11 protein-coding genes and 1 other RNA gene are annotated in these 12761 nt (G+C 71.2%); 10 read left to right on the top strand and 2 right to left on the bottom strand.

The features are described 5' to 3' along the window. Positions 1-45 precede the first annotated feature (45 nt). The 3 genes from smpB to ssrA all read left to right on the top strand — a co-directional run bounded on the left by smpB (position 46) and on the right by ssrA (position 3074). Positions 46-513, top strand: a complete 468-nt coding sequence (gene smpB, locus AB0J69_RS20780) for an SsrA-binding protein SmpB (RefSeq protein ID WP_364119320.1) — start codon at positions 46-48, stop codon at positions 511-513. A 20-nt stretch (positions 514-533) separates the two neighbouring features. Beyond that, on the top strand, positions 534-2387 hold the full coding sequence (locus tag AB0J69_RS20775) for a penicillin-binding transpeptidase domain-containing protein (protein WP_364119317.1): 1854 nt from the start codon (positions 534-536) through the stop codon (positions 2385-2387). 303 nt (positions 2388-2690) lie between these two features. Continuing rightward, positions 2691-3074: a transfer-messenger RNA gene (gene ssrA / locus AB0J69_RS20770) on the top strand. A gap of 136 nt (positions 3075-3210) precedes the next feature. On the opposite strand, the gene AB0J69_RS20765 is transcribed toward ssrA, so the two are convergent. Next, on the bottom strand, positions 3211-4083 hold the full coding sequence (locus tag AB0J69_RS20765) for a hypothetical protein (protein WP_364119315.1): 873 nt from the start codon (positions 4081-4083) through the stop codon (positions 3211-3213). Positions 4084-4307: 224 nt separating this feature from the next. On the opposite strand from AB0J69_RS20765, the gene AB0J69_RS20760 reads away from it, so the two are divergent. From AB0J69_RS20760 to AB0J69_RS20740, 5 genes are all read left to right on the top strand, one after another. Beyond that, the gene (locus AB0J69_RS20760; protein ID WP_364119313.1) at positions 4308-5201 is read left to right on the top strand and encodes a hypothetical protein; all 894 of its coding nucleotides are present in this window, start codon (positions 4308-4310) and stop codon (positions 5199-5201) included. Beyond that, positions 5198-5809, top strand: a complete 612-nt coding sequence (locus AB0J69_RS20755) for a hypothetical protein (RefSeq protein ID WP_364119310.1) — start codon at positions 5198-5200, stop codon at positions 5807-5809. Before AB0J69_RS20760 ends, AB0J69_RS20755 begins: the two co-directional genes overlap by 4 nt. Positions 5810-5917: 108 nt before the next feature. Next, entirely contained in the window at positions 5918-6748 is an 831-nt protein-coding gene (locus AB0J69_RS20750; protein WP_364119307.1) for a phosphatidylinositol-specific phospholipase C/glycerophosphodiester phosphodiesterase family protein, read from the top strand. Positions 6749-6897: 149 nt separating this feature from the next. Then, complete coding sequence (locus AB0J69_RS20745) at positions 6898-8379, top strand: hypothetical protein (protein WP_364119305.1); 1482 nt, start codon at positions 6898-6900, stop codon at positions 8377-8379. Beyond that, the gene (locus AB0J69_RS20740) at positions 8379-9542 is read left to right on the top strand and encodes a hypothetical protein (RefSeq protein WP_364119302.1); all 1164 of its coding nucleotides are present in this window, start codon (positions 8379-8381) and stop codon (positions 9540-9542) included. Before AB0J69_RS20745 ends, AB0J69_RS20740 begins: the two co-directional genes overlap by 1 nt. On the opposite strand, the gene AB0J69_RS20735 is transcribed toward AB0J69_RS20740, so the two are convergent. Beyond that, positions 9487-9894, bottom strand: a complete 408-nt coding sequence (locus AB0J69_RS20735; RefSeq protein ID WP_364119299.1) for a hypothetical protein — start codon at positions 9892-9894, stop codon at positions 9487-9489. The genes AB0J69_RS20740 and AB0J69_RS20735 overlap by 56 nt on opposite strands. 99 nt (positions 9895-9993) lie before the next feature. Here AB0J69_RS20735 and AB0J69_RS20730 point away from each other — a divergent pair, with 99 nt between their 5' ends. Together AB0J69_RS20730 and AB0J69_RS20725 are read left to right on the top strand one after the other, a co-directional pair. Next, a complete protein-coding gene (locus AB0J69_RS20730) occupies positions 9994-10956 on the top strand; it encodes a GlxA family transcriptional regulator (protein ID WP_364119296.1) in 963 nt (320 codons plus the stop codon). Positions 10957-11004: 48 nt separating this feature from the next. Further along, positions 11005-12753, top strand: coding sequence for a serine/threonine-protein kinase (locus AB0J69_RS20725; RefSeq protein ID WP_364119293.1), 1749 nt, complete (start codon positions 11005-11007; stop codon positions 12751-12753). The last annotated feature ends 8 nt before the right edge of the window (positions 12754-12761 follow it).

Raw genomic sequence — 12761 nt, 5'->3', positions numbered from 1 at the left:
TGCGCATGGGTCGTCATCGTCCCTGTCGCCGGTAAAGTCAGAAGCATGCCACGTGAGACCGGGCGGAAGGTCATCGCCCAGAACAAACGTGCTCGGCACGACTACCACGTCGAGGACACTTTCGAGGCGGGTCTCGTGCTGCAGGGCACCGAGGTGAAGTCGCTACGCGAGGGCCGCGCCTCGCTCGTCGACGGCTACGCCAGCATCGACGGGAACGAAGCGTGGCTGCTCAACGTCCACATCCCCGAATACTCGCAGGGGACGTGGACCAACCACGCGGCGCGGCGCAAGCGCAAGCTGCTGCTGCACCGCAAGGAGATCGAGAAGCTCGCCGCCAAGACGAAGGAGGGCGGGCTCACGATCGTGCCGCTGGTCCTCTACTTCAAGGACGGCAGGGCCAAGGTCGAGATCGGCCTGGCCCGAGGCAAGAAAGACTGGGACAAGCGGCAGTCGCTGGCGGAGCAGCAGGCCAAGCGTGAGATGGCCCGGGCTCTGCGCCAGCGCAACCGATGAGAGCGGCGGCACCCTGACCGATGAGACGCGCCCGCCGCATTCTGGCCGCGACCGCCACCCTGGCGGTCGCGAGCACCACGCTGACCGGCTGCTTCGAGGAGCCCTCACCGCACGACGCGGTGCGCGACTTCCTCGTGGGCTGGCAGTCGGAGGACTACGACCTGGCCGCCGGCCGCACCGACGGCGACCTGGCGACGGTGCGCAAGGCCCTGGCCGACGCCAAGCTTGAGCTCGACGCGGCCTCGTTCCGCTTCAAGATCACTAGCGTGGGCGTGACCGGCGACGAGTCCAAGGCCAACTTCCACGCCGAGGTGGACCTGGGGGAGAACAACCCCCTGTGGGAATACGACGGGGTGCTGCCGCTGCACCTGGTCGATGGGGTGTGGAAGGTCCGCTGGTCGCCCTCGGTGCTGCATCCGCAGCTCAAGGAGGGGCAGCGCTTCGCGGTCGCCACCGACCCCAAGCCGCGCATGCCGGTGGTCGACAGGACCGGCGACGCGCTGCAGACCGACACCGTCCTCTACGTCGCCGGTGTCGTCCCCGGCAGGCTGGGCGACCAGGCCGAAGAGGTGGTCGCGCAGCTGTCCGAGGTCACCGGCTACGCCCAGGACCGGCTGCTGAGCCGCGTCAGGTCCTCGCCGCCCGACACGTTCGTGCAGCTGGTGACGTTCGGGCGGTCGCGCTACCAGTCGATGCGGGCCAAGCTCGACGCCATCGACGGCATCGAGGTCAACCCGCAGAACCAGCCGGTCAATCCCGACGCGCCCCGGCAGATCGTGGGCAGCGTCAGCGCGCTCACCCCGGAGACCGAGCAGAAGCTCGGCGGGCCGCAGCGGGCCGGTGACTCGGTGGGCAAGAGCGGGCTGCAGCAGGCCTACCAGGACTATCTGACCGGCTCCACGGCGACCAAGGTCATCACGCTCGACCTCAAGACCGGCCGGGAGGTCACCAAGCTCAAGGAGTGGCCGGGCCGGCAGAACGTCTCGGTGAAGACCACGATCGACCGGGGCGCCCAGGCGGCGGCCGAGCAGGCGGTGGCCGACACGGAGACGAGCGCGCTGGTGGCGGTGCAGCGCGACACCGGCGAGATCCTCGCGGTTGGCACCAAGGGCCTGCACCAGGAGCGTGACGCGCTGGCCGGCAAGTTCCCGGCCGGGACGGCGTTCTCGATCGTGGCCGCGGACGCGCTGCTCAACGAGGGCGTGAGCCCCAAGCAGCGGCTGGCCTGCCCGCAGGAGCGGACGGTGGGCGGGGCCAAGTTCGTGCACACCAGCCAGTCCACCGCCACGACGTCGGCCACGTTCCAGGAGAACTTCGCCAAGGGCTGCGTGACCGCGCTGGCCTCGCTGGCCCGCCGCGTCACGGCCGACGACCTGGCCAAGAGCGCCAAGGCGTTCGGCGTGGGGCAGCCGTGGCGGCTGCCGCTCAAGTCGTTCAGCGGCTCGCTCCCGCAGCTGGCCGGCGACGCCGACAAGGCCAAGGCCATCGCGGGCCAGAACGTCGAGGTGAGCCCGCTCAGCATGGCGCTCGTGGCCGCGACGGTCGCCTCGGGCACCTGGCGGCCGCCCGTGCTGGTGACCGACCCCAAGTCCCCCGACCCGGCGGCCCAGTCCACGCCGGCCACCCAGCCGGCCCCCGTGGCCATGAGCCCGGAGGTCCGCACGGCGCTGACGGCGATGATGCGGGCCGGCGCCGTCGGCACGCCCGCCCAGGCGGGCAAGGGCACCGTCTACGGCGTCACGGCGACGGCGGGCAACCAGCAGAGCTGGTTCGTCGGCTGGCAGGGCGACGTGGCGATCGCGGTCCTGGCGAAGAACTACAACGCCGGAGCCGTGGCGGGGAGCTTCTTCGCGGGCCTGGGCAACTCATCGTGAAATTGTCGCGACACTGAGCAACCATCCGGTCCTCAGGTTGCGTCTTACTCAATGACTGGGCCCGCTCGGGGGGTTGCGGTTCCAGTCGCCGTGATGAGATCAGGACTTCATCTCGGGGGAAGTCCTGCCGTCCGGACCGGCTCGACCCTGCCGGTCGGCCCCCGGGAGCGCGTGCTGCTGTGCCGCGCTCCCGGGGGTTTCGCCACGTCTGGCCACGGGGAATTAAGTTGGCGTTGAGGGCGTTGTCCCGTGTACATTCATGTTGCTCTTCCCCTCTCGGGGGGAGGGGTTGACAACTGCACAGGGGGTGACTGGCTTCGACTTTGACCTTGCAATTCAGGTGAAGCGGGCCGAGGACTGCGGACATAACCTCGTTAATCCTGTGACCGCAAACAACAAGTGCCAATTCCAAGAGCACTGTGGCGGCCAGGTCTGACCTGGCCCTCGCTGCCTAAGTAGCGAAACCACTGTCAGCCCGGGAGTGCCTTCGGCCCGGTGTCTGGCATCGCTAGAAGGCTCAACCGTTCGACCCGGCCACGGGGAAGATCGGGAAACTAAACAGTGGCTGAGCCCGTCGGCGACTCGCCTGCGTGATCGCCGGGGCTGAGAAAAACACAGCAGGCTGCGCCCGGAGAAGCCCTGACTTGGGGTTGAAGGACGCGGGTTCGATTCCCGCCACCTCCACCAACAGCGGCGGTGTCCATGTGGACACCGCCGTTTTTGCGTTGCGGTCACGCGTACGCGGTCCCCGCTGACCTGCACTATCGTGGTGCTGAGTCCGGCACACTGATCCTGTGCCGGACTCAGCACCCGATCGCCCGATCTAGCCCTTGCGCCAGATCGCCGCGAAGACGCCGCCCTCGGTGTCCAGGATCGCCGGACGATAGCCCAGCACCTTCATCTGCGTGGCCTTGGCCGCGTAGCCCAGGCGCGACAGGCTCAGATATTCCTTGCCGGCCGTGCCCGTCTTGCTCCACACGGTGGTGTAGAGCTTGCCGGGCTCGACGGCCATGAGCACCGGGTGCAGGCCCTGCTTCGCCTTCGCGAGGAGCTCCTGCCCGCGCTGCTCCACGGTCTGCCCCAGGGTCACCTGTACGGTGCCCGTGGCGGCTCCCACGATCCAGACGGCCGCGTAGAGCGGCTTCTCGACCGTGCCGTACACGTCGAGGGACGCGAGGCTGTAGCCGGCGGCGGTGAGCTCGGCGTTGACCTTCGTGAAGGTCTCCTTGGTCAGGCTGAGCTCCGACTTGGCGAGCCCCTTGACCTGCTCGAAGACCACGGCGAAGACGGCGTTCGCGCCCGTCCCGGTGCCGGTGATCATCGCGGGCCGGAAGCCGGCCTTGAGCTGCTCGGCGACGGTCTTCTGCAGGTTGGTGGCCGAGAGGCCCTGCAGGACGTTCACCTTGCGGGTCGTGTCCTTGACCCACACGGACGAGTACTGCGGGTTGGCCGCGTTCGTCACGCTCAGCGCGGCGGGAACGTAGCCCTTGCCGAGGAGCTGCTTGACCTTCTGCAGCAGCTGCGTGCCACTGAGCGCGTCAAGGCTGAGCCAGTCCAGCGGCAGGTTCTGGTTGGTGGTGTGGATTGCGGTGGTTTTGGCGGGTTCTGCGACCGCCGGGGAGGCGATGGCCAGCAGGGGAGCGGTGGCCGCGGCGAGTGCCGTGGTGAGGGCGACCATCCTCTGTGAGCGCCTCATGATCCTCCTAGGGGGTTAAAGGTTGTCCTGATTTTTGGACAAGTAGGGACCATAACAGAGGATGAGGGACAGTTGACCAACCGTCACTGAGATCGCAACGTTCCTGTGTCAGGAGCTCCCGGCGTTACGCGGCGAGAGGTTTCATGCCCAGAGTGTGACCGTAGGCGCCATACATGTGCTTAGGTATTGCTTTGACATTACTTGTGGCGGAGTGGGGTTGAAGGGTGTCAAGGTACGACTGGCGTCACTCGGTGTTCGCGCCCGTGGTCGCGCTGCTGGTGTCCGCCGTGCTGCTGCTGGCCGGGGCGGTGGAGGCGGTGCTCGAGTTCGTGGGCGCGGCGACGGCGCCCGCGGCCGCGGAGCTCGTGGTGACGCTCGTGATCGCGGTGTTCCTGACCACCGTGCTCAGGATCGTCAGGGCCGTACCTGACATCCGGCGGGAGAGCGCCGCGACGGCGCGGGCCGTGGCGAACGTCGGCGGGGTCGACCCGGACGGGGACACGCTGGTGGCGCGGCGGCTCAAGCTGTTCAAGGAGGCGGCCGAGGCCGGGAACGACTGCGAGTCGGTGCTGAGTGCCCGCTCGGCGCTGGACGAGAGCGAGATGGCCAACCGGCACCACCTCGACCACGCGCTCATCTGGGCGCTGCCGGTCTTCGGGTTCATCGGCACCGCGCTGACGATGGCCGCGATGGTGGGCTCGTTCTCGAACGCGCTGGACAGCCGGGGCGACCCCGGCGTGCTGATCACCGCGCTCAAGCAGCACGTGCTGCCCGAGCTGGCGTCCGCGTTCGGCGTCACCATGATCGCGCTGTTCCTGAGCGTGCTCGCCTTCGGCGCGATGGCCCTGGTCGAGCGGGCGGAGCGGGCCGCCGTGGTGGCCGCCGACGAGGTGTTCCTGATCTACATCGCGCGCCTTCCCGCGCGGCAGGCGGGGCCCGTCGCGCAGGGGCTCACGCGGGAGCTGGCGCACGTGCAGGGGCTCACGCAGGAGCTGGCCCTGTCGAGGGACCGGACGGAGGAGCTGGTCAAGGGCCTGGACGCGCTGCGTACCGCGATGGATCGGCTGAGCGCCGCCGAGAGCCGGCCGCAGAAGTACACCCTGGTGAGGGAGTCGTGAGGAGGCGGCCCCCCAGGTCGTTCGCACCACCGCTCGACCTGCGTTTCATCGACCTGTTCATGGCCATCGTGCTGGCGCTGTCCTTCGTGGCGATCATGCTGACGGTGGTGGCGCGGATGTTGCCGACCGAGGACGCCGCGCCACCCGCGCAGCGGCAGAAGAGCGTGGCCCAGCTGGAGCGCCGGCTTGACGCCGCCGTACGGGCGCAGCAGCAGGCCGAGGCCGAGCTGCGTGCCACGCGGGAGCAGATCGCCGACCAGACCGCGTTCGCCCTGCCCTGGTGGCTGATCGGCTTCTGCGCGCTGCTCGGCGTGCTGGCCGTGTTCATGAACTGGCGGGTGCGGCTGTGGAACAAGGGCAGCCTGCCGCGGCTGCGGAGCTGGCTGATGGTCACAGTGGTGGTGGCGGTGGTCACGGTGGTGATCAGGTCCCTGAGCGACGGCCAGGGCTACCTGCTGCTGGCCGAGATCCCCTGGTGGGCCGCCGACGTCCTCTGCCTGGGGCTGCTACTGGTCGCGCACGTGCTGATCTCCGACATCCGCGACCGGCGGGCCGCGCTGGGCCAGATCAGGACGCGGTCCGTACGCCCACCGGTGCCGGAACGGTGACCCGCCGGGCGAGCCGGGCACGTCGGCTGTTCAGCGGAACGTCACTCCTGTCACACTTTTCCCCCATAGCGTGGCACGCGTCCTGAATATCCCCCTTAAGGAGATGCGATGTTGCGTCGCGCCATGGGTGTGCTGGTCGCCGCCGGAGCCCTGCTCCTGACGGCCGTTCCAGCCTCGGCGGCCGTCCAGCCCCTTCCCCGTGCCCACGCGCACAACGACTACGAGCACGAGCGCCCGCTCCTGGACGCCCTCGACCACGGGTTCACCAGCGTCGAGGCCGACATCTACCTCGTGGACGGCGAGCTGCGCGTCGGGCACGACCCCGAGGACCTGCGGCCCGGACGTACGCTGCAGTCGCTCTACCTCGACCCGCTGGCCCGGCTCGTACGGCATGGGAGCGTCTTCCCCGGCAGCCGTCAGCAGCTCCAGCTCCTGGTCGACATCAAGAACAACGGCGCCGCCACCTACACCGAGCTGGACAAGGTGCTGCGGACCTACCGCAAGCTGCTCACCACCTACCACAAGGGCAAGGTGAAGCCCGGGGCGGTGACCGTGGTGATCAGCGGCGACCGGCCGCGCGACCTCATGGCGGCCCAGGAGCGGCGCTACGCCTTCTACGACGGCCGCATGGCCGACCTGGGGCAGGGCAACCCCGGCCTGATCCCGCTGATCAGCGACAACTGGACGAACCACTTCACCTGGACCGGCACGGGCGAGATGCCGGCCGCCGAGCGGGACAAGCTGCGGCAGATCGTGGCGACCGCGCACCGCGACGGGCAGCGGGTGCGGTTCTGGGCCACCCCCGACGTGGCCGGGCCGGCCAGGGACGCGCTGTGGCGGGAGCTGGTCGCGGCGGACGTCGACCACATCAACACCGACGACCTGGCGGGGCTGGAGCAGTTCCTGCGGGCGAACGACCGCGGGCGCGCCGCCGCGTAAATCTTGTCGCGTGGGGGTGAACGCCCCGGTAAGGTCCGGAACCAGACTGGCCGCGGGACTCCGGTACGACTTCCGGAAACCGCCTTGAAAGCGATGCTTCGCAGCTCGTGCCCCCATTCCCCGGCCAGTCCCCGACCCCCGGGGAGCCGATGGAGACCTACGCGGACCTGATCGAGTGCGAGGACCTGCTGCTCTTCGCGAACGCGGCGATCACCTCGACCGGCCAGCGCGAGTTCCACAGCGCGGCCGGCGAGCAGCGGCTCTCCCTCGGTTTCCTGCACAGCTACATCCACGGCAACTACCCCGACCTGTACGCCGCGACGCTGGCGCTTGACATCAACGACCACAACGCGGCCCTGATCATCGCCAACCTGCTCAGGCAGAAGGGCGGCGCGGGCGATGGGCGGCTGATCGCGTGGCGGCTGGGGCGGATGAGCCCGCCCCGGGTCTACCGGCTCTTCGAGCGGCTGCGGCGTGACGGCGTCAACAACCGGCGCACCCGGGCGCTGATCCGCGACTGGCTCGCCGGGCGGCCCGACCTGGCCTTCGACGCGGTGAAGTACCGGGCGGCGGTGAAGTCGGCGGTGCGGCACGCGCACCTGCGCCCGGCGGGCGAGCTGGGGGACTTCCTGTTCGCGCCGTTCAGCCGGGCCCGGTATGACACGCCCGTCCTGGAGGCGTGGCGGCGGGCACACTACGACAAAGGAGCCCTGTACGAGCTGCCGTACACGGTCGCCGAGGGCTTCGCCGCCCGGCACGGCATCAGCCGGGAGATCTTCCTCGAGGGCATCGCGCCCAGGCTGACCCGGCTGGAGCGGCTGCGGCTGGCGGACTCGGCGGAGCGCGACGGTGTCCGCACCGAGGCCGACCTGGCCGCGCTGCCGCTGGTCAGGGTGGCTTCGTACGTGCTGTCGCTGGCTGCCGGGGTGCGGGCGCGGCGGCGGGCCGAGCTGGACGCGGCGCTGCGGGCCGCGGCGGCCCGGGCGGCCGGGGCGCGGACCGGCACCTGGGGGAACGTGGCGGCGGTGCTGGACGACAGCTTCTCCTCGTTCGGCTCGCCGGTGAAACGCCGGCGGCCGCTCGCCGTCGCGCTGGCCTGCCACTACCTGCTGGAGGCGCTGGCCGGCCGCTATCGCGGGCTGTGGTTGTCGCGTGGCGCGGATCCGCTCCAGGCGCGGCCGACCGGGCCCACGCCGCTGGGGAGCCGGATCATCGACGCCCTCGACGAGCGCCCTGACCTGCTCGTCATCGTCTCCGACGGCTGGGACAACGCGCCGCCCGGGCTGGCGGCCGAGGTGCTGCGCGTCTGGCGGCGCAAGCTCGACCCCGGCGGCGAGGTCGGCATCGTGCACGTGAACCCGGTCTACGACGCCGGGCAGTTCGACGTGCGGCGGCTGTCGCCGATGGTGCCGACGGCCGGCATCCGCGACGCGGAGGACCTGCCGGCGCTGGTGGAGCTGGCCAGGTTCGCGGAGGGGCGGACCGGGCTCGGGGAGTTGCGGGCCTACCTGGCGGACCGCGCGGCCCCGGCTGATCAGGCGGTTCACGCGGCTCGGGCGGCTCGGGCGGCTCGGCAGGCTCGGGCGGATCGGGTGGATCCTTCGGCACAGGTGGATCGGGTGGTGGGGTGATGATCGACCTCGCCGGGCTGGACACGCGGCCCGCGCAGACCTGGGGCGCGATGCGGCTGGTGCCGCTCGTGCGCCGCGAGCCCATCGAGGACCTGCGGCTGCACGCCAAGGTGTACGGCGACGAGGTGTCCGTGGTGTCCCTGCCGGACCGCACGTACTACACCGCGTACGTGCCGCACGCCTTCGTCGCGTCGTGGACCGGCGACGGTACCCCGGCGGCGGCGTACGGGACCCAGCTCGGGGAGCCGCTGCGGCACATGTGCGTCAGGACGCGGCGCCGGATGGCCCGCCGCGTGGACCGGAACCGGCTCCGGTTCCTGCCGCTGCACCTGGCCGTGGAGGGCTTGCTCGCGTTGCACTTCGGCGGGCCCGAGATCGCGTGGGAGGAGTGGTCGCGGCGGGCGATCGCCCACGGCCTGTCCCCGCGGGCCGAGGACGCCTACACGGGTGCCGAGGTGCGCGGGCTGGACGACGCGCTCAAGGTGTTCGAGATCTACCCGGGGCAGTGCGGGCTGCTTCTCTACACCGGTGACACGCTGGCCGGCGCCTTCGTGGTGCCGCATCCGGAGGACTACCGGGCGCTGCACCCGATGCTCATCCGCGACCTGTACGGCGAGCTGGTCCACGAGTACGCCCTCTTCTACCCCGCCAGAGACTTCCCCGCAGCGATCGACGAGACGGAGGTCTCCTCGCTGTCCGACCTGCGGGCCCAGGCCGAGCGCCAGGAGCGGGAGTGGGCCGGGTTCCACGACTCGGTGATGGCGGCCGGGCTCCTCCGCGCCCCCGCGCGGGTGGAGGAGGTCTACCGGACGGGTCCGTACACGCTGAGCCGCTTCCTGCCGTCGTTCGAGCGGAAGAGCGAGAACCACATCGGGGAGACGATCACTGACGGGGACGGGCGGCTGGCGTACCTGAAGACGTTCCGGCTGTCGGAGGCACAAGGCCGGCGGGGCCACCTGCTGAGCGAGCTGGCCGCGAACGGCTGGAGCCTGCCGGACACCGCCGCCGCACTCCAGACCAGCGTGCCCCTGCTGGGGATGCGGCTGGAGCGGGCCGGGTTCGGGTACCTGCTGCGGCAGGACGTGCTCGACGGCTACCGCAAGGCGCTCAATGAGCGCACCCGGCGTACTCGTCGAGGCGGCGCAGCATCGCCACCAGCATGAGCGGGAACATGGCCACGTGCGAGACGATCATCAGCCCGCCGCCGTCGATGACCCCCAGCCACAGCAGGGGGAAGAGCGGCACGACGGGCGCGAACATGACCGCGCACATCTCCAGCGTCGGGGCCCAGCCGTGGCCGCGGAAGCGCATCCACGCGGCCATGCCGACGGACATGTTGAAGGCCATCGAGAGGTACCAGAGCTCCGGCTGCTCGGCGTGGGAGACGCCGAGGCCGACGGCGGACTGCAGCGCGCCGAGCGCGAACATCCCGACGAACATCGCGATGATCATCTCGACGTAGTGGAGGGCGAACCTGCCCCAGCGGCGACCGGTGTTCGTGGTTGTCGTTGTCATGCTTCGACTGTGTCGGGGCGGGCCGCGGGGAGCCAAGGGAGGCGGCCGAGGAGGTCCGGAAACTTGGGTTCTGCGTCCTTCGACCCTACAGTCGGTGGCATGGATGCGCGGCGGGTCGTGGTGGTGGCGTACGAGGCGGCGGAACTGCTCGACATCGCCTGCGTCACCACGACGCTGGAGAGCGCCAACTGGCACGGCGCGCAACCGTACTACGAATACCGCGTGGCGACCCCCGGAGGCCACCCCATCACCACCGGCACCGCGCTGATCCTGGAGGCCCAGCTCGCCCTGGAGCGGGTCACCGGGCCGCTCGACACGCTGCTGGTGTCGGGCGGCATCGGCCACGAGGACGCCGCCGACAACCCGCTGGTGGTCGGCCACGTGCGCCGGCTGGCCCGGGAGAGCCGCCGGGTGGCGTCCGTCTGCACGGGATCGTACGTGCTCGCCGCCGCCGGCCTGCTCGACGGGCGGCGCGCCACCACCCACTGGAACCAGGCGCAGACGATGGCCGCCCGCTACCCCGACGTCGTCGTGGACCCCGACCCGATCTTCATCCGCGACGGCAACGTCGCCACGTCCGCGGGCATCACCGCGGCCCTCGACCTCACGCTGGCCTTCGTCGAGGAGGACAACGGCACCGAGCTGGCCAGGACCGTGGCCCGGAACATGGTCACCTACCTGCAGCGGCCCGGCAACCAGGCGCAGATGAGCATGTTCGTCAGCGCTCCCTCACCGGCGAACAGCCTGGTCAAGCGCACCCTGGAGTACATCGGCGCCCACCTGCGCGACGACCTGAGCACCTCCGCGCTGGCCACGGAGGCGGGCGTCAGCGAGCGGCACCTGACCCGGCTGTTCCTCAAGCACCTGGGGCAGACGCCCGGCCGCTACGTGCGGCAGGCCCGCACCGAGGCCGCCGCCCACCTGCTGGCCTCCACCTCGTTACCGATGGCGGCGGTGGCGGTGCGCTGCGGGTTCGGCACGGCGGAGACGCTGCGGCAGGCGTTCATCGACCGGTACGGCATCCCGCCCTCCCGTTACCGCCTCACGCAGGCGGCCGGGTGAACCGGTTGGTCTGATGGGACATGCCGCGATCTGGCTAATGTGTCTGCGATGAACGGTGACCGGGTCATTGGCGGGTACGCGCTGCGGCGCCTGCTCGGCCGGGGCGGCATGGGCGAGGTGCACCTCGCGACCACGCCCACCGGCGGGCTGGCCGCGGTCAAGCTCATCCACCCGGCGCTGGCCCGGGATCCGGCGTTCGGGCGGCGGTTCGAGCGGGAGGTGGCGGCGGCCCGGCGGGTGGCCAGGTTCTGCACGGCGCCGGTGCTGGACGCCGGGATCGACGGGGGTGTCGCCTACCTGGTCACCGAGTACGTGAAGGGCCCCGACTTGGCCCAGGCCGTACGCGAGCAGGGGCCTCTGTCGGGTGGGAACCTGGAGGCGCTGGCGGTGGGCATCGCGACCGCGCTGAGCGCCATCCACGGTGCCGGGGTGATCCACCGCGACCTGAAACCCTCCAACGTGCTGCTCTCGCCGCTCGGGCCCCGGGTGATCGACTTCGGCATCGCGCAGCTCGTGGACCACGACAGCCTGGCCAGCCAGGCGATCCTGGGGACACCCGCGTTCATGGCGCCCGAGCAGGTGCGCGGGGAGCCGCTCACGCCCGCCGCCGACGTGTTCGCGTGGGGCGGGGTGATCGCCTTCGCCGGGACGGGGCGGCTGCCTTTCGGCGGCGGGGCGCCGGGCGAGGTGCTGTACCGGATCGCGCAGGAGCCGCCCTGGTTGGACGGTCTGGACGAGGGGATCCGGGGGGTGGTGGAACGGGCGCTGGCCAAGGACCCCCGGGCCCGGCCGACGGCCCAGGAGCTGCTGGGGGAGCTGGTGGGCGGCACCCGCCTGGCGGCGGCCACCGAGGTGGTGGAACGCACGTGGACGGGGACCATCACAGCCGACCTGCGTCCTGGCGTCGCCGCCCCGGAACCGCGTCCCGGCGAGTCCGGTGCCGGCGGCGGCCCGCATCCCGGCGCCGTCCCTCCGGACCTGCGGCCCGGCGAGTCCGGTGCCGTCCCTTCGGGCGCGCGCCACGGCGAGCCCGGGGCCATCCCCTCGAACCCGCGTCCCGGTCAGTCCGGTGCCGCTGCTCCGAGCCGGCGTCCCGGCGAGGTCGGGGACGGGCGGCCGGGTGTGGATGTGCCGGAGCCTGGGGTGGGAGCCGGTGCTCGGCGGCGGTGGCCGTGGGTGGCGGGGGGTGCCGTGCTGGTCGCCGCCGTGGTCGCCGCAGTCACGGTGCCGGGGCTCTCGCAGCAGAGCTGGCCGTACGAGGCGGGTTTCGGCGACTCCTGGTCCGTCGGCGCGTCCGGCGGCGGTGACGCGCGCCTGGACGGCTCCGGCTACGAGCTCACCGTCAAGCAGGGCTGGCGGCTGTGGAAGTCGGCCCCGGTCCAGGAGCCGGAGGAGGGCGTGATCGTCAGCGCGAAGGCCACCCTGGAGGAGGGCGCCGGGGAGTACGGTGTGTGGTGCCACGGCTCGGCGAGCTCCGGAGATCGTTACGAGTTCGGGGTGAGCGGCGCGGGCCAGGTCTCGATCGTCAAGCGCCGCACGGGCACCGGGGGCAAGGCCCTGTACGGCCCGGCGGACGTGCCGAGGACGGCCGCCAACCGCATCGTCGCGGAGTGCGGCCAGAGCGGCCAGGGGGTGCGCCTACGCATGTGGCTGAACGAACGCCTGGTCGCCGAGGTGTCCGACACCGACGCCCCCTACGGACCCGATCGGGCGGGTGTGCACGCGGCCTCGGGCACGGGTGAGCCCATCCGCGTCCGCTTCGAGTCCTTCGCCGTCAGACCGGCGACCGGCGCGTGAGGCCGGCG

Source organism: Nonomuraea sp. NPDC049709 (assembly GCF_040674815.1).
In the GTDB taxonomy this organism is placed as follows: Bacteria; Actinomycetota; Actinomycetes; order Streptosporangiales; family Streptosporangiaceae; genus Nonomuraea.
The sequence above is the reverse complement of the archived record's forward strand: the minus strand, read 5'-3'. Positions and strand labels throughout refer to the sequence as shown.

Coding starts and splice junctions, on each gene's coding strand:
- AB0J69_RS20735 (WP_364119299.1), bottom strand. CDS start 9,894: ATGACAACGACAACCACGAACACCGGTCGCCGCTGGGGCAGGTTCGCC.
- AB0J69_RS20775 (WP_364119317.1), top strand. CDS start 534: ATGAGACGCGCCCGCCGCATTCTGGCCGCGACCGCCACCCTGGCGGTC.
- AB0J69_RS20725 (WP_364119293.1), top strand. CDS start 11,005: ATGAACGGTGACCGGGTCATTGGCGGGTACGCGCTGCGGCGCCTGCTC.
- AB0J69_RS20745 (WP_364119305.1), top strand. CDS start 6,898: ATGGAGACCTACGCGGACCTGATCGAGTGCGAGGACCTGCTGCTCTTC.
- AB0J69_RS20750 (WP_364119307.1), top strand. CDS start 5,918: ATGTTGCGTCGCGCCATGGGTGTGCTGGTCGCCGCCGGAGCCCTGCTC.
- AB0J69_RS20730 (WP_364119296.1), top strand. CDS start 9,994: ATGGATGCGCGGCGGGTCGTGGTGGTGGCGTACGAGGCGGCGGAACTG.
- AB0J69_RS20740 (WP_364119302.1), top strand. CDS start 8,379: ATGATCGACCTCGCCGGGCTGGACACGCGGCCCGCGCAGACCTGGGGC.
- AB0J69_RS20765 (WP_364119315.1), bottom strand. CDS start 4,083: ATGAGGCGCTCACAGAGGATGGTCGCCCTCACCACGGCACTCGCCGCG.
- smpB (WP_364119320.1), top strand. CDS start 46: ATGCCACGTGAGACCGGGCGGAAGGTCATCGCCCAGAACAAACGTGCT.